Below are 20,957 nucleotides of genomic sequence, written 5' to 3' on the forward strand. Positions count from 1 at the left end.
CAACCTCTCACCGGGGCACCGCCCAGTGGGCGACAGGCCGCGATCCGGAGGGTTAATGAGTGGTGGGGGTCCGCGTCCGTTCCTAGAGTGACGCCGGTGGACGTCGAAACGCTGGCTGCTCGTTTCAGCGCGCGCAATGCGGAGCCGGTTCTCGTCGGGCACTCGGGCGCGACCGTCGTCCGCCTCCGACGCGGCGCGGAAACCCTGTACTACAAGGAAGATCCGGCCGTCGGCGCCGACGCCGACCGACTGGTCTGGCTGAGCGGCACCGGCTTCCCGTGCCCGCGCGTCCTGGATCGCGGCGACGGCTGGATGCTCACCTCGGAGCTGCCGGGCCGGGATGCGTCGCAACCATGGCCCGCCGCCGACCGCCCTCACGTCCTCGCCGCGATCGCCGCCGGCCTGCGCGAGCTGCACGCCCTGCCGCCGGACTGTCCCTTCCGGTCGCCGTTCCCGGGCTCGGCCCAGGTTGTGACCCACGGCGACTACGCGGCACCGAACGTCTTCGTGGACCCGGACACCCTGCGCTTCGCCGGCGTCCTGGACATCAGCCGCCTCGGCCTCGGCGACCGGTACGTCGACATCGCGCTGATGGTGAAGAGCCTGTCCGGCCGGCTCAACCCCCAGTACGGCGGTCCGCCCGCCGCCCGCACCTTCGCCACGGCGTACGGCGCGGACCCGGACGACCCGCGCATCCCTTACTACACAGCGCTCGACGACTCCGGGGACTTCTGAGCGGTCGAGCGGAAAGCGCGGCGGTAGGCACTCGGGGTGGTGCGGACCGTGGCGGCGGAGGTTGACCGCCGATGGGGGACCTGTCGCACGTGCCTCGCTCGCGCACCGGGTGCACCCTGTTCCTCTTCCACCCCGAAGGTGGTCAGTTCCGTTCCTGCAGCTCGGTCGGCGCCCCGTGCACCGCCGGGATCGTGCCGAGCTTGCCGGCCTGGAAGTCCTCGAAGGCCTGGACGACCTCGGCGCGGGTGTTCATCACGAACGGGCCGGCCATCGCGATCGATTCGCGGATCGGGCGGCCGCCGAGCACCAGGACGTCGAGGTTCGGCTCGGCCTGCGGTTGCGAGGTGCTCGCGGCGGTCCGGATGGTGTCGCCGGGACCGAAGACGGCCAGCTGGCCCTTGCGGAACGGGCGACGCTCCGCGCCGACCGTGCCCTGACCGGCCAGGACGTAGACGAGCGCGTTGTACTCCGGCTGCCAGGGCAGCACCAGCTCCGCGCCCGGGCTCACCGTGGCGTGCACCAGCGTGATCGGCGTGTGGGTGGAGCCGGGGCCGTCGTACCCGTCGACCGAGCCGGCGATGACCCGGATCAGCGCGCCGCCGTCGGCGGTCGAGAGCAGTGCGGAGTCGCCGCCGCGGATGTCCTGGTAGCGCGGGGCGGCCCACTTCTGCGCCTTCGGCAGGTTGACCCAGAGCTGGATGCCGTGGAACAGGCCGCCGCTCAGCACCAGGTGCTCCGGCGGGGTCTCGATGTGCAGCAGGCCGCTGCCGGCGGTCATCCACTGGGTGTCGCCGTTGGAGATCACGCCGCCGTTGCCCTGCGAGTCCTGGTGCTCCATGATTCCGTCGAGCATGTAGGTGACGGTCTCGAAGCCGCGGTGCGGGTGCCACGGGGTGCCCTTCGGCTCGCCCGGCGCGTACTCCACTTCACCCATCTGGTCCATGTGGATGAACGGGTCGAGCTCGCGCAGGTCCACCCCGGCGAAGGCCCGCCGGACCGGGAAACCTTCGCCCTCGTAGCCGTGCGGCGCCGACGTCACCGACCGGACCGCGCGCTCCCGGGCGACGGCCGGGTCGGGCTGGTGGACGCGCGGCAGCACGGTGATGTCGTTCACGGTCACGGCGGGCATGGTGGTCTCCTCGCTGACAGGTAGTTCAAATATAAACTAAACACTTCAACCGCGGCAACCGCCGAAGTGTTCCCGGCCGCCGGAACGACGACGGGGCCCGGACAGGCGACCACCTGTCCGGGCCCCGCACACGCGTCGGTCAGTCGACCTTGACCAGATCCTTCTCGGCCGGCTTCGGCTCGACCCGCAGCGTCTCGCCCTCGATGTCGACCTTCGGCGTGATCCGGTCCAGCCACCGCGGGAACCACCAGGCGCGGTCGCCGAGCAGCGTCAGCACGGCCGGCACCAGCGTCATCCGGACCACGAAGGCGTCGATCAGCACGCCGACGGTCAGGCCGAAGCCGATCGTCTTGATGATCGGGTCGTGCACCAGGATGAAGCCCGCGAACACCGCCGCCATGATCAGCGCGGCCGCGGTCACCACCCGGGCGCCGTGACCGACACCCTGGATGGTCGCCTCGGCGGCGTGCTTGCCGTGCACGAACTCCTCCCGGACCCGGGACACGATGAACACCTCGTAGTCCATCGCCAGCCCGAACAGGATGCCCATCATGATGATCGGCAGGAAGCTGACCAGCGGGCCGGGAGTGTCGACGCCGAGCAGCTCCGCGCCCCAGCCGAGCTGGAAGACGCCGACGGTGATGCCGAACGTCGCGCCGATCGTGAACAGGAAGCCCAGCGTCGCCTTCAGCGGCACCAGGATCGACCGGAACGCCAGCAGGAGCAGCAGGAACGACAGCCCGATCACCACCAGCAGGTACGTCGGCAGCGCGTCGGTCAGCTTCTGCGAGACGTCGACGCCGATCGCGGTGTTGCCGGTCACCGAAACCTCGGCGCCGTTCTGCGCCAGCGGCTTGATCACGTCGCGCAGCTCGCCGACCAGGTCGGACGTCTGCTCACTGGCCGGCCCGCTGGCGGGGATGACGCTGATCAGCCGGGTGGCGCCGTTCTCGCTGGCCGGGCCGGGCTGCACCGCGACCACGTCCTTGAGGCCCTTCGCCGCACCGGTCACCTGCTCGACGAGCGCGCCGGACTGCTGCGCGTCGGGCGTCTTGACGACGACCACGAGCGGCCCGTTCGAGCCCGGTCCGAAGGCGGCCGCGGACAGGTCGTAGGCGATCCGCTGGTTCGAGTTCTCGGGCGCGGTCGCGCCGTCGGGCATCGCCAGCCGCATGTCCTGCACGGGCAGCGCCAGCACGCCCAGGCCAATGATGCCGAGAGCAACGATCGGGACGCGGAAGCGGGTCACCAGCCGGGCCCAGCGGAAGCCGAAGCCCTCGGTCGGCTCGGCCGTGGCGCCGGCCTGCCGGAGCTTGCGCGGCAGCACCCGCCGCCCGACGAAGCCGAGCATCGCGGGCAGCAGGGTCAGTGCGACGAGGACGGCGGTGAGCACGGTCGCCGCCGCGGCCAGCCCCATCGCGGTCAGGAACGGCACCCCGACCAGGCTCAGCCCGGCCAGCGCGATCACGACGGTCGCCCCCGCGAACAGTACGGCGGAACCGGCGGTCGCCGTCGACCGCGCGACCGACTCCTCCGGGTCCATCCCCTCGGCCAGCTGCGAACGGTGCCGGGAGCTGATGAACAAGGCGTAGTCGATGCCGACCGCCAGGCCGAGCATCAGTGCCAGGATCGGCGCGGTCGAGGAGATCTCCACCACCGAGGTGAGCAGGAACAGACCCGCCATCCCGGCGACGACACCGATCAGGGCCGTCAGCAACGTCATGCCGGCGGCGACCAGCGAGCCGAACGTGACGATCAGTACGACGGCGGCGATGGCGACGCCGATCGCCTCGGTGCTGCCGATCTCCGGCGGGCCACCGACCACGGTGCCACCCGGCACGACCTGGAGATCGGCCGAGCTGAGCGCGTCCAGTCCGTCGTACGCGTCCTTGGTGGCCTCGGGCAGCTCGTCGGCGGTGGTACCGAACTGGACCTGCACCAGGCCCGTCGTACCGTCGGGGCTGATCGCCTTGCTGGTGTACGGGTCGACCGCGGCCACCACGTCCGGCACCTTGGTGACCTCGGCGACGGTCTTGCCGACCGCGGTCTTCACCGCCGGGTCCATCAGCGTCTTGCCGGCCGGGGCCTTGACCACGACACTCGCCGACGCGCCGCTCGCGGTCGGCAGGTCCTTGGCCAGCGCGTCGAGCGCGCGCTGCGACTCGGTGCCGGGGATCGAGAAGGTGTTCGCGGTCTGGCCGCCGAGCGTCAACGCGCCGACGCCGAGCAGGACCAGCAGGAAGGTCCAGATCGCCGCGACGATGCGGCGGCGCTGGTAGGAGAACCGGCCGAGCCGGTACAGGAGGTTGGCCATCAGGCAGTACGTCCGTTCGGGCGAAGGGTCCGGGCAGGCGTCAGGGGGTCGGCGGGGGCCGCAGCAGGCGGCGGAAAGCGGTGTCGCAGAGTTCGCGCAGTTCCTCGTCGGAGCGGCCGTCGGGGTGGCGGCACTCGCCGAGCAGGCCGTTGATCGCGAACTTGGCGATCTCCTGCTCCAGCCGGTCCGCGCCGCGGCCGGCCAGGATGTGGGTGAGCTCGATGCCGTCGGCCACCAGGTCGGCGAACTCGGGCATCTCCTCCATCGTGGGCAGCACGTCCTGCAGTACGGCGATCAGGCCGCGCAGCTCGACCGCCAGCGCGCTGAACCGGGTGATCGCCAGCTCCTGGGCCTCGGCCGGCGGCAGCTGGGAGGCCTCGGCCACCACGTCCTTCAGCGCCTGCTGGGACGGCGCGAGCACGGCCGCCAGCACCGCGGCCTTGCCGTTGAAGTGGTAGAGCACGGTCGCCTTCGAGCAGCCGGCCGCGGTCGCGATGTCCTGCAAGGAGGTCGCGCTGTACCCCTTGCTCGCGAACAGCGCCATCGCCTGCTGCTCGATCTCCCGCCGGGTGCGCTCCCGGGCCGGGCTGGTCTCTGCCATGTTCGCCAGTGTTGCTGACCGATCGGCCAGGATTCAACCGATCGGTCAGGATTGTGCCTCAGGTCACCTGGTGGTTCCTGGTTGCAGCTTCTTGCAACCGGTTCACGGTCTCCGGCGCTGGTCTGTAGGTGACTGCCATGACACTGTCTGTGACGCATCCTTCTCCGGACTCGGGGGTCGTGGCCGGGGGAGCCGTCCGTTGCTTTGGGGGTTGTTTCTGCATGTCTGCTTCTCGACGATCACGTCGTACGGCCGGTTCGGCTGCTACGGCGCTGCTGCTGTTGTGCACAGGATTGGCGGTGACTCCGGCCGAAGCCGGCACGACCGCGGTGCACACGGCGCTGTTCACGGGTGCTCGCCCGTCGGCGACCCGGATTCCGTTCTCGATCTCCGACAAGGTGTCGGCCTCGGTTGATGTTGCTACCGGCAACTTGATGGTCACCACGTCCGACCTGGCGCTGCCCGGCATCCAGGGCGATCTGCAGCTGGGGTTGACCTACAACAGTCTGCGCCTCGGGTCGGGCGCCGCCTTGCCGTCGGGGTCGGCCGGCGTGGGCTGGGCGATGCGGGTCGGTCAGGACACCAAGGTGATCCTGAACGACGACAACTCGGTGCTGTACCTCGCGCCGGAAGGCCGCGAAGGCGTGTTCAAACCGTTGACGTCGACGACGTACACGCCGCCGGCGGGGTTCAAGGTCGCGATGGTGAAGACCACGTCGGGCTGGACGATCACCGACCACGCCAGCAACGAGGTCTCGACGTTCAACTCCTCGGGCCAGCTCGTCTCGATCAAGGACCGCAACGGTCAGACCGCGACGTTCACCTACACCACCGGCAAGCTGTCCCAGGTCGTCTCGACCCGCGGCGGAACCGGCGCGAAAACGGCGGACCTGACCTGGTCGGGCAACCTGGTGACGATCGCGCAGACCGGTGACGACGGTACGCCGCGCAGCGTCGGCTACACCTACACAGGCGGCAAGCTGACCAAGATCACCGACCCGACCTCGAAGTCCACCCAGTTCGGGTACGACGCGACCACCGGTGACCTGACCACGATCACCAACGGCGAGGGCAAGCAGACCGCGATCCAGTACGACGCCTCGCACCGGGTGAAGAAGGTGACCCAGCAGAACCCGGCCGGTGGCGCGGCGACCCGGTTCACCTACTACTCCTCCGGTGAAACCTACGTCGCGGACCCGAACAACACCGCCACCAACCCCTACGACGGGCCGCAGACCTACTACCGGCTGAACGCCCAGGAACTGGTCACGTCGGCCGCCGACCCGCTGGGCCGGTCTCGGTCGAAGACCTACACCGCGTTCAACGATGTCGCCACCTCCACCAACGGCGTCGCCGGCGTCACGACCTACGGCTACAACCCGGCCGTCAACGGTGGTGAGTCGCTGACCGGGGTGACCTCGGCGATGGGTGCGGACTCGACCGCGTCGTACGCCAACACCGGGCCTGCGAAGTACCTGCCGTCGGGCGGTACCGACACCCAGGGCAACAACAAGTTGTTCACCTACGACGGAGCCGGGAACCCGCTCAGTTCGGCGAACAGTTCGGCGACAACAACGTCGAACGTCGACTACAACGCCGACGGCACGCTGAACACCTCGACCGATCCGCGGGACAACGTCACCGACTACACCGCCGACGCCAACCACCAGATCACCAACATCGCCCCGCCCACCGGGTCGAGCCTGCTGCCGGTAGTGGCCGCCTACGACGGCTTGGGGCGGCTGCACAGCGTCCGTGACGGCCGCGGACTGCGCACCATCTACGCCTACGACCGCGCCGACCGGATCAAGACCATCCAGTACTCCGACACCACCCCCGACGTGGCGTTCACCTACGACGGCGCCGGCAACGTGCTGACCCGCACCGACGCCTCCGGGACCACGACGTACACCTACGACGCCCAGAACCGCGTCACCTCCCGCACCTCCACCTCCGGCGGCGGCACCCTCGGCTACGGCTACGACAAGGCCGGCAACCTCACGAGCAAGACCGACGCGCGTGGCACCACCACCTACACCTACGACAACGCCAACCAGGTCGTGTCGATGACCACCCCGAACGGCCAGGTCACCGCGTTCGGCTACGACGCCAACGCCAAGCGCACCGACACCTGGTTCAACACCAACACCGCCCGGACGACGTTCGCCGCGCACACCAAGACCACGTTCGACAAGGCCGGCCGGATCTCGCGGACCTGGACGTCCCGCGCCTCCAACGACGCCACCAAGGTCTACGACACCTCCTTCTGCTACTCGCCCTACGTCTCCGGCCAGTCCTGCCCGTCCGCGTCCGCCACCACCGACACCGGCGTCATCCGCTGGTCGACCAACAACCTCAACGCGGCCCGGTCGATCTATAGCTACGACACCTCGAACCGGCTCACCGGTGTCACCAACTTCGGCGGCCACGACTACACCTACGCCTACGACAAGGCCGGCAACCGGACCTCGACGAAGATCGACGGCGTCCAGGTCCAGGGCCTGGCCTACAACAGCGGCAACCAGATCAGCTCCGCCGGCTACAGCCACGACGCCGCCGGCAACCGCACCGCCGACCCGGCCCAGGGCACCTTCACCTACAACGCCGCCGGCCAGATGACGACCCGCACCAACGGTTCGTCGTCCAGCAGCTACACCTGGGGCGGCGGCGACCAGAACGAACTCGTCTCCACCACCACCGGCACCAGCACCACCAGCTACGTCTACGGCCAAAGCGACCGCAACGGCGTACCGATCATCCAGTCGTTCACCAAGAACGGCCAAACCAGCTACCTCGACACCGACCCCACCGGCTCACCCATCGCCCTCACCACCGCAACCGGCGTCGACTACTACACCCTCGACAACCAAGGCTCACCCGTCGGCCTGGTCAACAACACCGGCGCCGTGACCGCCACCTACACCTACGACCCCGCCGGCAAACAGCTGACCGCCACCGGCACCTCCGCCACCATCAACCCCCTGCGCTACACCCAAGGCCTGCTCGACGACCAAACCGGCTGGCTCAAACGAGGCGTCCGCTGGCACGACACCACCACCGCCAACTGGGTAAGCCAAGACCCACTCAGCCAACTCCTCGAACCCGGCGCCGCTAGCCGTTACGCCTACGCCAACGGCAATCCGGTCAATCTCACGGACCCCACTGGCCTGTACGGGTACGACGAACTCTATGACGACCTGAACCTCATCGGTAGCACCATTGGAATCCTCGGTGTCAGCGGCGGCATTGTCGGCTCCGTCGTGCCCGTGGTCGGTACGGGGACCGGCGCCTTTCTCGGTGGCGCGGCCGGATTGGGAGCCGGTCTTGGAATCGTGACGAACCGAAGACTTCTCGACGACGATGACGACTAGTTAGGGACCGCGTTCGTGAGATGGCGCCGAGCGGGCGTCATCTCACGAACGCTAGTCAAATGACAGCTGCTTTAAGTGCTTCAATCTTCTGGCGCAGCACATCACGGTAAAAAGCGGCTAGCATTCTGCCCCGGTAGATCGCCCAACCTTCGTTGCTTCGTGCTTCGATGGTGACGCTGGAGGTCTCGGAGGCGGCACGTCCCCAATGTACGTCGACAATGACAGGTGCCGCCTCTTCCGGTTTCGGATGCCCTAGTAGGCCCCAGAATCGGAATGAAGGCCGCGAGCCGAACGAGGCGGTCAAACCGTTGTCCTGCTTGCGGTCGACGCGTCCTCCTTCGCGCTCGACGGCGGCCGTGAAAACTGCTGTCAATTCAGCGGAATCCAGATGCGTCCTCCACTCCTCTCGCATCGTGTACGGTTTTGTGTTCAAGAATTCCATGGCTCATACTGTAGTCGTATGGAGCGCCCTGCAGTTGGGGATCGGCTCAGTATTTTTCTCTCTTGTCGTCCATCTTCGTGGCGCCGCGCCCGCAGCGACTATCACAAGCTCTGCGGCAGTCAAGCAGTCCAACCGTCTGTGCTGACAAGAATCTCCACCGGTGCGCGATCGTGGCCACCGAGAGGACTCCTCCCGGTGGTCACGCAGTCGCTCGGCGACAACTGATCCGCGAAGCCGGTCATTCGGCCGACATCGCTGGTCACGCCTGTCAGGCGTTCGTGCTGTCATGCGGGCCGTGCGGGGTGACGCGGCGTCCAGGCGTGGCTACGCCAGTCTTGCCGGCGCCTGACCCGGCGGCGACGCGGTTCCGGCGGCCAGCGGCGGGCGTGGCAGACTCCTGTCTTGTGACGGCGGAGATTCTGGATGGCAAGGCGGCCGCGGCGGCGATCAAGGACGAGCTGAAGGTCCGGGTGACCAAGCTTGCCGAGCAGGGAGTGGTGCCGGGGCTCGGCACGATCCTGGTGGGGGACGACCCGGGCAGCCGGGCGTACGTGGCGGGCAAGCATCGGGACTGCGCGGCCGTCGGGATCGCCTCGATCGAGGTGGTGCTTCCGGCGGACGCGACCGAGGGCGACATCGCGGCCAAGGTGCGCGAGCTGAACGAGAACCCGGCCTGCACCGGTTTCATCGTCCAGCTGCCGCTGCCCAAGCACGTCGACACCAACGCGATCCTCGGGCTGATCGACCCGGCCAAGGACGCCGACGGCCTGCACCCGGTCAGCCTCGGCAAGCTGGTGCTCGGGCAGGACGGCCCGTTGCCGTGTACGCCGAAGGGCTGCGTCGAGCTGCTCCGCCGGTACGACGTACCGATCGCCGGCGCGCACGTGGTCGTCGTCGGCCGGGGCGTCACCGCCGGCCGGCCGATGGGGCTGCTGTTCACGCGTAAGAGCGAGAACGCCACGGTCACCCAGTGCCACACCGGCACCAAGGACCTGGCCGCGGTGGTTCGCACCGGCGACATCGTGATCGCGGCCGCCGGGTCGGCCGGGCTGATCACCGCCGACATGGTCAAGCCGGGCGCGGTGCTGCTCGACGTCGGAACCAGCCGCGGCGCCGACGGCAAGATCGTCGGCGACATCGCGCCGGCCGCGCGGGAGGCCGCCGCCTGGATCGCGCCGATGCCCGGCGGGATCGGCCCGATGACCCGGGCGATGCTGCTCACCAATGTGGTCGAGGCCGCCGAGGCGGCCGTCGCCGCCGGAGCGCCCGGGGCGCCCGGAGCTGCAGGCACGAGCACCGCCTCGGCGGGCGGCGACGCGGGGGCGGCCGGCTGATGGCGGCTGCTGCCGAGCGGCGCAGCGAGTGGCCGCTCACGCTCTGCGCGGCGGTCGGGCTGACCGGGCTGGTCGTGATGACCTTCTACGACTGGCGCAACGGCGTCGTGGTGTTCGCGGGCAGCGTCCTGCTGGCCGGCTTGCTGCGGGCCGCGCTCAGCGACGACGCCGCCGGCTTGCTGCACGTCCGCGGCCGGATGTTCGACACCGCCCTCCTGCTCGGCGTCGGCGCCGCCATCCTCCTGCTCGGCCTCATCGTCCCGAACTGACCCCGAAAACACCTGCGTCCGAAGAACCTCGCGCTCCAGCGCAGGGTTCTTCGGACGCAGCAGCTGAGTGGATCAGCCGATCAGGCCGAGCTGCTGGACCGCGTCGCGCTCCTCGGCGAGCTCGGCGGCACTGGCGTCGATCCGGCCGCGGGAGAAGTCGTTGATCTCCAGGCCCTGCACGATCTCCCAGTTGCCGTCCTTGGTGATCACCGGGAACGACGAGATCAGCCCCTCCGGTACGCCGTACGAGCCGTCGGACACGACCGCCATCGACAGCCAGTCGCCGTCGGCCGACCCGCGCAGCCAGTCGCGGGTGTGGTCGATCGTGGCCGCCGCGGCCGACGCGGCCGAGGAGGCGCCGCGGGCCTCGATGATCGCCGCGCCGCGCTTCTGCACGGTCGGGATGAAGTCGTTCTCCAGCCAGGTCTGGTCGTTGACGACCTCGGCGGCGTTCTTGCCGGCCACCTCGGCGTGGAAGATGTCCGGGTACTGGGTGGCCGAGTGGTTGCCCCAGATCGTCAGCTTCTTCAGGTCGTTGACGCTGGTGCCGGTCTTCTTGGCCAGCTGTGCCAGCGCGCGGTTGTGGTCCAGCCGGGTCAGCGCGGAGAACCGCTCGGCCGGGATGTCCGGCGCGTTGCTCTTGGCGATCAGCGCGTTGGTGTTGGCCGGGTTGCCGGTGACGGTGACCCGGATGTCGTCGGCGGCGTGGTCGTTCAGCGCCTTGCCCTGGCCGGTGAAGATCGCGCCGTTGGCCTCGAGCAGGTCACCGCGCTCCATGCCCTTGGTCCGCGGCCGGGCGCCGACCAGCAGGGCGACGTTCGCGCCGTCGAAGATGGTGTTCGGGTCGTCGCCGATCTCGACCTTGGCCAGCGTCGGGAACGCGCAGTCGTCGAGCTCCATCACGACCCCCTCCAGCGCCTTCAGCGCCGGGGTGATCTCCAGCAGCCGCAGCTCGACCGGGGTGTCCGGGCCCAGCAGCGCACCGCTGGCGATCCGGAACAGCAGGCTGTAGCCGATCTGGCCGGCGGCGCCGGTGACGGCGACCTTCACGGGGGTAGTGCTCACGACACGCTCCTCAGAGGGGTTCGACGGGCTGACTTCTTCGGACGCTAGCAAGCCGACCGCCCCGTGGCGACGGTGGGGCCGGTGATCCGTACCACCTCACCCGCACCGGCGGACAGCGATCGTTCACCGGGTGGTCGCCGGCCGGACGAGGTGGCGCCGTGTGCAGGTCGCGAGGTGGCCGCAGGGTGTGCGCAGTCCCCTGACGTGTAAGGAGAATCCGATGAAGCTGTCCCGGCAGTTCGTCGCGCTCGGCGCCTCCGCGCTGACCGTCGGCGCCGCGCTGCTCGCCCCGCAGGTTTCCGGCACCGGCGCTCCCGCCGCCGCTCCGGCCGGCCGCGGTGCCGCCGACCAGGGCGTCGCCAGCCAGACCGTGCCCGGCGAGAACGCCGCCGTCGAGCGCGCCGCCGCTCGCGGCCGGGACGGCTTCGTGGTGGTGGGGCACCGCGGCGCTTCGGGCTACCGGCCTGAGCACACGCTGGCGGCGTACGAGCTGGCGGCGCGGATGGGTGCCGACTTCGTCGAGCCGGACCTGGTCACCACCAAGGACCGCGTGCTGGTCGCCCGTCACGAGCCGGAGATCGGCGGTACGACGGACGTCGCGTCGCGCCCCGAGTTCGCCGCGCGGAAGAAGACCAAGGACCTGGACGGTACGCCGGTGACCGGCTGGTTCACCGAGGACTTCACCCTGCAGGAGCTCAAGACGCTGCGCGCCACCGAGCGCATCCCGGCGCTTCGGCAGCAGAACACCGTGTTCAACAAGCGCTACCAGGTCCCGACCTTGCAGGAGGTGATCGACCTGACCAAGCGGCTGTCGCGTGAGCTCGGCCGGCCGATCGGGATCTACCCGGAGACCAAGCACCCGACGTACTTCCAGCGCCAGGGACTCGCGCTGGAGCCGGAGCTGGTGAAGGTGCTGAACCGCAACGGCCTGAACCGCCCGGGCGCGAAGGTCTTCGTGCAGTCCTTCGAGGTGGCGAACCTGAAGGCGCTCGACCCGCAGCTGCGCGTTCCGCTGGTGCAGCTGACCAGCGCCTCCGGTGCGCCGTACGACTTCGTGGCGGCGGGGGACAAGCGCACGTACGCCGACGTGGTCAGCGCGGCCGGGCTGCGCGAGGTGGCGACGTACGCCGAGGGTGTCGGGCCGGCGAAGGACCAGGTGATCCCGGTCGACTCCAGCGGCAAGCTCGGCGCCCCGACCGCGCTGGTCGGCAACGCGCACCGGGCCGGGCTGGTCGTCCACCCGTACACCTTCCGGGTGGAGAACAACTTCCTGCCGGTGAGCCTGCGCAGCTCCGCGGTCCCCGCGGAGTCCGGCGACCTGTTCGGCGAGATCGCGGCGTTCCGGAAGGCCGGGATCGACGGGCTGTTCTCCGACAACGCCGACATCGCGGTCGCCGCGGCCACCGAGGCGCGCTGACCGTACGGCGCAGACGGTACGCCGTCCGGACGCGGGCTCCGGCGGTGGCAGGATGACCGGGTGGAACGCAAGGTCGAGTCCGGCACAGCCACCGTCGAGGCCGCGGCGGACGGCACGTTCGTGCTGCGGGTGGACGGGTCGCTGCAGTCGCAGGTCGACCTGGCCGACCCGTCGCACCTCGGCTTCGAGTACATGCGCCGGATCGGTGACGTCGCCGACGTGGTCGCGCCGCGGCGGCAGCCGGTGTCGGTGCTGCACGTCGGCGGGGCCGGACTGACGCTCGCCCGGTACGTCGCGGCGACCCGGCCGCGGTCGCGGCAGATCGTGCTGGAGCCGGACGAGGACCTGACCGAGTTCGTCCGCGAGGTGCTGCCGCTGCCGAAACGGTCCGGGATCAAGGTGCGGCCGGTGACCGGACGAGCCGGGATCGGCGCCGTGTACGACGACTCGGTCGACCTGGTCGTCGTCGACGCGTTCGTGCGGGAGGCCGTGCCGGCGAACCTGGTCACCGCGGAGTTCGCGGCCGAGTGCGCCCGGGTGCTGCGGCCGGCCGGCGTCCTGGTGCACAACCTGATCGACGGCTCGGCCGGGCTGGGCTTCGTCCGCCGGGTCGCGGCCACGGTGCGCGAGGCGCTCGGCGGCGGGGTGGTGCTTGCCGAGCGCAAGGTCCTGCGCGGCAAGGCGTTCGGCAACGTCGTGCTGGCGGCGTCGCGACAGCCGGTGCCGGACCTGACCGCGGTGGGGCGGCGCGCGCAACCGCCGTACGAGGTGATGCCGCTGGCCGAGCTGGCCGGCAAGGCGGAGCCGCTGACCGACGCGGAGTCGTTCCTCTCGCCCGCGGCGCCGTCGGGCACCTTCGGGAAGTGAACAATTCGGCGTCAGCTTGTCCGTGCGTCCGGTCCGCGGCGGCACCGGGACCGGTAGCGTTTCCGGAGTGTCCGACGCGAGAGTTTCGACCCTGACCTACTACCCGGTGAAGGGCCTGGCCGGGGTGTCCGTCGAGCGGGCCGAGGCCGGTGCGGCCGGCCTGCAGCACGACCGGAGCTTCATGCTGGTCGAGCCCGACGGCACCTTCCTGAGCCAGCGCAGCCTGCCCGCGATGGCGCGGCTGCACGTCGACGTGCTCGACGACGGCGCCGGACTGCGGCTGTCGGCCGACGGCGCGAACGACCTCGAGATCCAGGTCGCGTACGACGGCAAGCGGCGCGACGTCAGCCTGTTCGGCAAGTGGTTCGGGGCCGGGGTGGTCCAGGACCCGGCGGCGGACGCGTGGTTCACCGAGCAGCTCGGCCGGTCGGTGGCACTCGTCCGGGTCACCCCCGAGCACGAGCGGCCGGGCTGGGGCGTGCACCCCGGACAGACTCTCTTCGGCGACGCGCACGCACTGCTGATCGTGTCGGTGGCGTCCATCGACGAGCTGAACGCGCGCATCGTGGAGGGCGGCGGCGAGCCGATCCCGGTGAACCGCTTCCGGCCGAACATCGTCGTCTCCGGCTGGCCCGAGCCGCACACCGAGGACACGGTGCTGACCGCGTCGGTCGGCACGCTCGAGCTCGGCTACGCCGCCCGCGCGATCCGCTGCGCCGTCCCGACGGTGAACCAGGCGACCGGCGAGAAGAACGGCCCCGAGCCGACCCGCACGCTCGCGCGGTACCGGCGCCAGCCCGACTACGGCGGCGGCGTCAGCTTCGGCCTGAAGGCAGCCGTGCTGCAGCCCGGCACAGTTGCCGTCGGCGACGTCTTCACGGTCCACGAGTGGCTGCCCGAGGGCTCCGACCCGGCGCCCTCGACGCGGTAGAGCCCTCCCTGTCGGTCGGTGGACAGATTCACAGGGTCAGCGGGACGCCTGGCGTGGGCAGGGCGAGGCGGGCAGCCAGGCCGGCAGCGGCGAAGGTCTTCTCGAGGTGGTCGGGGCCTTCGGTGAAGTGCGCCCAGCCTTCCGTGTGAACGGGGACGATCGCCGCAGCGGCGAGCAGGTGGGCTGCTTCGGCGGCGGCTTCGGAGGTGAGGGTGAGTGGCCGGCCGTCGAGCAGCGGAGTTCGGGCGGCACCGGCGAAAAGTACGGCGATGTCGATGCTGCGGGCACTGACACCGGGTACGGCCCCGGCGGTGACCCGCTCGGCCAGCTCAGCGACCAGCGGTACCGAGGCGTTGTCGCCGGAGACGTACACCGTGGGCAGGTCGTCGGCGGTGAGCAGGAAGCCGGTGACGACACCGGTCACCGGCTCGCAGCCGTCCGGGCCGTGCTGGGCGGGCACACCGGTGATGGTGAGTGTGCCGCCGGCTGGGCGCGGCAACTGCATCGACCGCCAGGGCTGAAGACCGTGTACGCCGTCGATCCGGGCCGCGGCGTCAGGAGTCGACAGGACGAGGGGGACCGACCCGAGCAGAGCGCGGCCGGCGTCGTCCAGGTTGTCCTTGTGCTGGTCGTGGGACAGCAGCACGACATCGATCGGGGCGAGGTCCTCGGGCTGCCGGGCAGGGCCGGTGAGCTTCTTCACCACGCGTCCCGGGAGCTGGTACTCGCCGGGCGGGTCGAACGCCGGATCGGTCAGCAGGCGCAGACCGCCGAGCTCGAGCAGGGCTGTCGGTCCGCCGATGTGGGTGAGCTTCATGACTCGATCCTGCGGTTCGGCGGCTGGGCACGCCATTGGCCCGCGAGCCATGCTTGCTTAAGATCGGGCCATGCGCACGGTTGCGGTGCTCGCCTTCGACGGGATCAGCCCGTTCCACCTCTCGGTGCCGTGCCTGGTCTTCGGCGACCGGCTGGGGACCGAGCACCTGTACGACGTCCAGGTCTTTGCCGAGCAGGCCGGACGGCTCGGCACGAACGCCGGCTTCGGCTTGCACGTCGAGCGCGAGCTGGACGTGCTCCGGACCGCGGACCTGGTGATCCTGCCCAGCTGGACGCCCGGTGTCACCCCGTCGCCTCGGCTGCTCGACGCGATCCGCGCAGCTCACCTGCGGGGAGCGACCGTCGTCGGCCTGTGCCTCGGCTCCTACCTGGTCGCCGCGAGCGGGATCGCCGCCGGGCGCGAGGTCGTCACCCACTGGTACTGGGCCGAGGACCTGCAGAAGCGGTACGCCGACCTGCGGGTGCGGGCCGACGTGCTCTGGTCGGACCTGGGGGACGTGGTGACGTCGGCAGGGACCGCCTCGTCGCTCGACTGCTGCCTGCACCTCGTCCGCGCCCACCACGGGGTCGAGGTCGCCGAGCAGCTGGCCCGGCGGATCGTGGTCGCGCCGCACCGCAGTGGAACGCAGGCCCAGTACATCCCGGTCCCGGTCCCTCCGGAGGAGGCCGACGACGTGATCGAGAAGGCGATGGTGTGGGCGCGGGCCCGGCTCGACCGGACCATCTCGCTCGACGAGTGGGCCGCAGCGGTTGCCCTGTCGCGGCGGACGTTCACCCGGCAGTTCCGCGCCCGGACCGGGGTGAGCGGGCAGGCGTGGTTGCTCCGCCAGCGGCTGGATCGGGCCCGGTCACTGCTGGAGACCACTGACCACCCGGTCGAGCGGATCGCGACGGCGAGCGGCTTCGGCAGCAGTGCCGCACTACGGCACCACTTCCGGCAGGTCCTGGGCACCACCCCGCAACGCCACCGCCAGGACTTCACCCGCCTCGCCGGCTAGCCCGGCTCAGAACAGGAGCAGCAGGGTGTAGAAGGCCGGGGCGGAGAACATCACCAGCATGATCCAGGCCATCGTGCGGTGGCCGGGCTTCGTACGGTCGAGCGAGGAGGCGAAGGCCACGACGGCGCCCTCCTCGGTGTGCCGGCTCAGGCCCATCCGTTTCGCCGCTTCCGGGCGGCCGTCCGGGCGCTCGTCGGCCAGCGCGTCCGGCGGGATGCCGAACAGTGCAGGCCGGGCCGGTTCCAGATCGTCGCGCTCGGACATCCGGCCTCCCGCACGGTAGGTGGAGGCTCGAACCGACCCCGCCCCGGAGTCCGGGCTCGAGCACCTGCACCCATGGTCGCACCCCACGCCCAACCCAGCCGCCCGAAATCACCAACTGGTGGCGGGGATCTCGCTGGGTAGCCGCGCGGGCACTAGTCGAAGTCGACCACCCAGGCGACCCTCGTCCTCGTGGTGCAGACGCCCAGTAGACCGCAGAGTGCGCCCGTCTCGCGAGTCGCGGTGCCTCGGCCGACACCCAGCTCGTCCAGTCCGCAGTTGAACAGCGTGCGGGAGCTGTCGGCCTTCAGGCGGTCGAACGCTGTCTTGGCCGTCATGCTGTCCCCGCCGGCGGCGGCCTTCGACGAGCCGGTTTCCGCGACGTCGCCGCTGGAGGCCCGACCTTCGGCTTCGCTGCCCGCGCCGTCGGACAGATCATTGTTGCGGCGTAGCGGGGCGCAGCCGCGTTCCTGGCGAGCGTTGTCGACCAGGTGGAACAACTCCAGTTCCGCAGGGCTCATGTTGCCCTCGTCCTCCGGCGGCGGGCTGCTGGTCGTCGTACGCGTCGGGGTCGGCGTCCTCGTCGGCTGCGGGCCGGGGGAGTCCTCGTCCGGGGGCGGCTGGGGCGGGGTGGTCGCCCCTCCGGTCGGCGGGTCGGTCGGCGTACTGGTGGGCCGGCCCGTCGGCCCGTCCGTCGGCCAGTCCGTGGGGCCGTCCGTCGGCGCGTCGGTGGGTGCCGTCGTGCCCGGCGTCTGGCCCGGGGTCGGCGTCGTGGTCGGGACCGGCGTCGGGGTCGGCGTCTGGCCGGGCGTCGGCGGGGTGCTCGGCGTCGCCGTGGTCGGGGCCTCCGTGGTGACGGCCGCCGGGTCGGCCGACGCGGTGATGTAGGTGTCGTCGTCGCGGCTGACGTAGGGGATCGACGCGTCGGCCTGGTCGTTCTGCGGTTCGTGCAGCAGGATCCAGGAGATCGGCGTGATCACCAGGACGACGGATGCGATGGCGATCAGCGGTCGGCGGACCCGCGACGGTTGCGGGGCGGCCCTTCTGCTGCGCCGGCGCCGAGCGGTGGCTCCGGGCTCTGACATTTACCTACGTGTTCCCTTCACGGTCGCCCCCCAAGACGTGCCTCATTCGTCTCACCGCGGCGCTGGTGAGGTGCGCCCGATGGTCTGCAAGGACGGATCTACCCGTTGTCGTCACCGGTGAACCGGCGGCCGGTTGTCACCTCACCACCGACTCCGGCGAGCCGGTGGTGGGACCACGACAACATCTTGTGCTGACAAAACTTAGCTGCTGACCCGGCCGAAGTCCTGCACCCAGCTGCCCGAGCCCCAGTCGGACTTCACCTGGCCGGGATCGAAGCCGATGCCGATCCGGTTGTACTTGCAGTTCAGGATGTTGGCCCGGTGCCCGTCGCTGTTCATCCAGGCGGCGACCACGCGCTGCGGGGATTCGTAGCCGGCGGCAATGTTCTCGCCCCAGCCGGAACCGCGGAAGCCGGCCGCCTGGATCCGGTCGCCCGGGCCCTGGCCGTCGGGGTTGGTGTGGTCCAGGTAGTGCCGGCGCACCATGTCGGACGCGTGCCGGCCGGCGGCCTCGACCAGGCTGTCGTCGAGCTGCAGCGGACGGCAGCCCTGCCTGCGCCGGGCCTGGTTGGTCAGCTCCAGCACCTCGCGCTCCTGCGCGTTGGTCCCGCCACCGCCGGGCGGCGGGTCGTCCGGCGTCGGCTCGGTGGTCGGCGGCGGCGTGCTCGTGGTGGTGGTCGTGGTCGTGGTGGTCGTCGGCTTCGACGACGCCGGGCGCGGCTTCGGCTTGGCGGTGCCGCCGGCGATGGTCGGCGGGCCACTCGGCCGCACGGTCACGGTCGTCACCCCACCGGGCAGGGAGGTGATCACCGTCGTCGGCCCACCAGTGACCGGCGTGCCGGGAGTCGACTCTGCCGTTCCGAGGGTCGGCGTACCGGAGGGCGTGATGGTGGTGGTCATCCCGTTGGGCAGCGTCGCGGTGACGGTGGCCTGCGGCTTGCCGGTCTTGCCGGGCGCACCGGGAGAGGTGGAGTCGTCGACCGCGGCCGGACCGGAGTTGTCCTCGGCGACGTTCAGCACCTTGGTCGCGTCGTTGTCCGCGACCGCCGAGCCGTCACGGTTCGTCATCAGCCAGACGACAGGGCCGATGGCCAGCAGCACCGACAACGAGCTGACGACCGGGCCGACCAGACCACGGCTGCGTCGGGGCGCCGCTCGTCGGCCGCGGTGCCGCCCAGGGGTAGGCGAGTCCGTCATGGATGGGCGAATCCTCTTCGTTCGTTCGTACCGGAGTACTGCGTGCTTCCCCGCCCGTCCGTACCAGGTCCCCCCTGGTGACCGAACAAGGACCTTAACCGAGGCCGGAGGCCACCGTTACGGGAACGCTCACGGTCTTAACGCATCCCGAAGATTCGGCTCAGCCGCCGAAGTTCTGCACCCAGCTGCCGTTGCCCCAGTCGGGCTTCACCTGGCCGCTGTGATAGCCGATCCCGATCATCGTGTAGCTGCAGTTGAGCATGTTCTTGCGGTGCCCGGTGCTCTTCATCCAGCCCTCCACCACGGCTGCCGGGGAGCTGTAGCCGACGGCGATGTTCTCGGCCATCGCGCCGCCGGTGAAGCCGGCCGCCTTCATCCGGTCGAACGGGCTGCGGCCGTCCAGGCTGGTGTGGTCGAAGTAGTGCCGGTCGACCATGTCCGCGGCGTGCCCCTCGGCCGCGCGGGTGAGGGCGGCATTGCTGCGCAGCGGTCCGCAGCCGGCCTTCTGGCGTTCGGCGTTGGTGAGGTGCAGGACCTGGGTCTCCGCGGAACCGCCGCTCGGCGGCGCGGGCTTGGTGGTGGTCGGCCTCGGGGTGCTGGTGCGGGTCGGCTTCGGCGACGGCGTGGGGGTCCGGGTGCTGCCGCGGCTCGGCGCACTGCTCGACCGGGTCGGCGTCGGGGTCGCGCTGGGCTTGTTCGGGGGCGTCCGGCTCGGCGTCGCCGACGGCGTCCGGGACGGTGTCAGCGTCGGGGTCGGCGTCGGGGTCGGGGTCACGCTCGGTGTGGCAGTCGGCGTCGGCAACTCGGCCGGCTCGTCCGACGGCGAAGTGGAGCTGGGCCCGGTGCCGGCCGTCAGCGGTTCGTCCTGGCCGGTCGCGACCGCGTCCTTGCCGTCGCGGGTCAGGTACCAGCCGCCGCCCGCGAGCAGTCCGAGCACCACCAGTGCCGCGAGGATCGGGGCGGCCACGCTGCGGCGCTTCGCCCGCCGCCGACCGCCGTGGCCCGGGAATTCGTCGTACTGGGAGGAAGGCACGGACCGGACCGTAGCGGATCGACTCCGGCCGAACGACCCCTCGGCCCGCCCCGCAACCCCGCATTGACAAACCTTTGACGTACTACCGTTCGCAGCCGGCCGCGAATCTTCGCGGCCGGCGGTGGAACAGGGGAGGACCCTCATGCAGGTGGTTGTCGGCGCCGGACCGGTTGGTACCACGGTCGCGCGTCTGCTCGCGGAACGCGGCGAAGACGTCAAGCTGGTCACCCGCAGCGGCGGCGGACCCGAACATCCAGCCATCACCAAGGTGGCCGCGGACGCCACCGATCCGGCGGCACTGAGCGCGATCGCGAGCGGCGCGAGCAGCTTGCTGAGTTGTGGCGGTCCGCCCTACCCGCGCTGGGCGGCCGAGTGGCCTCCGCTCGGCGCCTCGCTGATCGCGGCCGCCGAGAAGACCGGCGCCGTCCTGGTCAGCACCGGCAACCTCTACCCGTACGGCGAACCGTCCGGGCCGATCCGCGAGCAGGACCCGGAGCGGCCGAACTCGGTGAAGGGTGCCGTGCGCGCCAAGCTGTGGGCCGACGCCCTCGCGGCGCACCAGGCCGGGCGGATCCGGACCGCCGAGGTCCGGGGATCGGACTACCTGGGCGCCGGTGCGGCGTCGTTCTTCACGATCGGCGTGCTGCCCGGGGTGCTGAAGGGCAAGAAGGTCGCGGTCCCGGCGGACCTGGACGCACCGCACAGCTGGACCGCGGTCCAGGACGTCGCGCGCACGCTGGTGGCGGTCGCGGGCGACGAGGCGGCGTGGGGGAGGACCTGGCTGGTGCCGACCCCGCCGCCGGTGTCACTGCGGGACTTGGCCGCCCGGGCCGCCGAGCTGGCCGGCGCGCCGCCGGCCCGGCTGACGACGATGCCGCCCGCGGTGCTGTGGATCGGCGGGCTGTTCGACCAGCAGGCCAAGGAGATCCGCGAACTCCAGTACCAGGTCCGCCGGCCGTTCGTGATCGACTCCGGGCAGGCCGAGCGTGCCTTCGGCCTGCGGCCGACGCCGACCGACGACGCGCTGCGGGACACCGTCAACGCCGTCTGACCCCGGACCTGGCGACTGCC

19 protein-coding genes are annotated in these 20,957 nt (G+C 70.7%); 9 read left to right on the forward strand and 10 right to left on the reverse strand.

What is annotated here, in order from left to right:
- Positions 1-96: 96 nt before the first annotated feature.
- Positions 97-735, forward strand: a complete 639-nt coding sequence (locus KFLA_RS06315; protein ID WP_012918939.1) for an aminoglycoside phosphotransferase APH(3') — start codon at positions 97-99, stop codon at positions 733-735.
- A 142-nt stretch (positions 736-877) separates the two neighbouring features.
- Here KFLA_RS06315 and KFLA_RS06320 read toward each other — a convergent pair whose 3' ends face one another.
- The 3 genes from KFLA_RS06320 to KFLA_RS35380 all read right to left on the reverse strand — a co-directional run bounded on the left by KFLA_RS06320 (position 878) and on the right by KFLA_RS35380 (position 4,779).
- Entirely contained in the window at positions 878-1,864 is a 987-nt protein-coding gene (locus KFLA_RS06320) for a pirin family protein (RefSeq protein ID WP_012918940.1), read from the reverse strand.
- A gap of 139 nt (positions 1,865-2,003) precedes the next feature.
- Positions 2,004-4,178 carry an MMPL family transporter gene (locus tag KFLA_RS06325; RefSeq protein ID WP_012918941.1) on the reverse strand — a complete coding sequence of 725 codons (2,175 nt, stop codon included), beginning with the start codon at positions 4,176-4,178 and terminating at the stop codon, positions 2,004-2,006.
- A 40-nt stretch (positions 4,179-4,218) separates the two neighbouring features.
- Positions 4,219-4,779: a TetR/AcrR family transcriptional regulator gene (locus tag KFLA_RS35380; protein ID WP_012918942.1), complete on the reverse strand. Its 561-nt coding sequence runs from the start codon at positions 4,777-4,779 to the stop codon at positions 4,219-4,221.
- Between the two features lie 299 nt (positions 4,780-5,078).
- Here KFLA_RS35380 and KFLA_RS06335 point away from each other — a divergent pair, with 299 nt between their 5' ends.
- Positions 5,079-8,150: an RHS repeat domain-containing protein gene (locus tag KFLA_RS06335; RefSeq protein ID WP_012918943.1), complete on the forward strand. Its 3,072-nt coding sequence runs from the start codon at positions 5,079-5,081 to the stop codon at positions 8,148-8,150.
- A 55-nt stretch (positions 8,151-8,205) separates the two neighbouring features.
- Here KFLA_RS06335 and KFLA_RS37275 read toward each other — a convergent pair whose 3' ends face one another.
- On the reverse strand, positions 8,206-8,592 hold the full coding sequence (locus tag KFLA_RS37275; protein WP_148256558.1) for a hypothetical protein: 387 nt from the start codon (positions 8,590-8,592) through the stop codon (positions 8,206-8,208).
- A 404-nt stretch (positions 8,593-8,996) separates the two neighbouring features.
- Here KFLA_RS37275 and KFLA_RS06340 point away from each other — a divergent pair, with 404 nt between their 5' ends.
- The gene (locus KFLA_RS06340) at positions 8,997-9,926 is read left to right on the forward strand and encodes a bifunctional methylenetetrahydrofolate dehydrogenase/methenyltetrahydrofolate cyclohydrolase (protein WP_012918944.1); all 930 of its coding nucleotides are present in this window, start codon (positions 8,997-8,999) and stop codon (positions 9,924-9,926) included.
- Positions 9,926-10,195, forward strand: coding sequence for a DUF3017 domain-containing protein (locus KFLA_RS06345; RefSeq protein ID WP_012918945.1), 270 nt, complete (start codon positions 9,926-9,928; stop codon positions 10,193-10,195). The genes KFLA_RS06340 and KFLA_RS06345 overlap by 1 nt, the downstream gene beginning before the upstream one ends.
- A gap of 72 nt (positions 10,196-10,267) precedes the next feature.
- Here KFLA_RS06345 and KFLA_RS06350 read toward each other — a convergent pair whose 3' ends face one another.
- Entirely contained in the window at positions 10,268-11,260 is a 993-nt protein-coding gene (locus KFLA_RS06350; RefSeq protein WP_012918946.1) for a malate dehydrogenase, read from the reverse strand.
- A 220-nt stretch (positions 11,261-11,480) separates the two neighbouring features.
- Here KFLA_RS06350 and KFLA_RS06355 point away from each other — a divergent pair, with 220 nt between their 5' ends.
- The 3 genes from KFLA_RS06355 (at position 11,481) to KFLA_RS06365 (ending at position 14,475) form a co-directional block, all read left to right on the forward strand.
- Positions 11,481-12,677 carry a glycerophosphodiester phosphodiesterase gene (locus KFLA_RS06355; RefSeq protein WP_012918947.1) on the forward strand — a complete coding sequence of 399 codons (1,197 nt, stop codon included), beginning with the start codon at positions 11,481-11,483 and terminating at the stop codon, positions 12,675-12,677.
- Between the two features lie 60 nt (positions 12,678-12,737).
- Entirely contained in the window at positions 12,738-13,544 is an 807-nt protein-coding gene (locus KFLA_RS06360) for a spermidine synthase (RefSeq protein ID WP_012918948.1), read from the forward strand.
- Positions 13,545-13,611: 67 nt separating this feature from the next.
- Positions 13,612-14,475 (forward strand): MOSC domain-containing protein, encoded by an 864-nt coding sequence (locus KFLA_RS06365; RefSeq protein WP_012918949.1) that lies wholly within the window; start codon positions 13,612-13,614, stop codon positions 14,473-14,475.
- Positions 14,476-14,503: 28 nt separating this feature from the next.
- Here the strand turns inward: KFLA_RS06365 and KFLA_RS06370 are convergent, their stop codons facing one another.
- Positions 14,504-15,292 carry an MBL fold metallo-hydrolase gene (locus KFLA_RS06370; protein ID WP_012918950.1) on the reverse strand — a complete coding sequence of 263 codons (789 nt, stop codon included), beginning with the start codon at positions 15,290-15,292 and terminating at the stop codon, positions 14,504-14,506.
- Positions 15,293-15,362: 70 nt separating this feature from the next.
- Between KFLA_RS06370 and KFLA_RS06375 the strand changes: the two genes are divergently transcribed.
- Positions 15,363-16,310, forward strand: a complete 948-nt coding sequence (locus KFLA_RS06375) for a GlxA family transcriptional regulator (RefSeq protein WP_012918951.1) — start codon at positions 15,363-15,365, stop codon at positions 16,308-16,310.
- Between the two features lie 6 nt (positions 16,311-16,316).
- Here the strand turns inward: KFLA_RS06375 and KFLA_RS06380 are convergent, their stop codons facing one another.
- The 4 genes from KFLA_RS06380 to KFLA_RS06395 form a co-directional block, all read right to left on the reverse strand.
- The gene (locus tag KFLA_RS06380; protein ID WP_012918952.1) at positions 16,317-16,574 is read right to left on the reverse strand and encodes a hypothetical protein; all 258 of its coding nucleotides are present in this window, start codon (positions 16,572-16,574) and stop codon (positions 16,317-16,319) included.
- A gap of 152 nt (positions 16,575-16,726) precedes the next feature.
- Positions 16,727-17,656, reverse strand: a complete 930-nt coding sequence (locus KFLA_RS06385; RefSeq protein ID WP_012918953.1) for a CAP domain-containing protein — start codon at positions 17,654-17,656, stop codon at positions 16,727-16,729.
- Positions 17,657-17,857: 201 nt separating this feature from the next.
- Entirely contained in the window at positions 17,858-18,853 is a 996-nt protein-coding gene (locus KFLA_RS06390; RefSeq protein WP_012918954.1) for a CAP domain-containing protein, read from the reverse strand.
- 160 nt (positions 18,854-19,013) lie between these two features.
- Entirely contained in the window at positions 19,014-19,886 is an 873-nt protein-coding gene (locus KFLA_RS06395) for a CAP domain-containing protein (RefSeq protein WP_012918955.1), read from the reverse strand.
- A 142-nt stretch (positions 19,887-20,028) separates the two neighbouring features.
- Between KFLA_RS06395 and KFLA_RS39275 the strand changes: the two genes are divergently transcribed.
- Positions 20,029-20,937: an NAD-dependent epimerase/dehydratase family protein gene (locus tag KFLA_RS39275; protein ID WP_012918956.1), complete on the forward strand. Its 909-nt coding sequence runs from the start codon at positions 20,029-20,031 to the stop codon at positions 20,935-20,937.
- Positions 20,938-20,957: the final 20 nt, after the last annotated feature.

Origin of the sequence: Kribbella flavida DSM 17836, assembly GCF_000024345.1 — a bacterium.
Taxonomy (GTDB): Bacteria; Actinomycetota; Actinomycetes; order Propionibacteriales; family Kribbellaceae; genus Kribbella; species Kribbella flavida.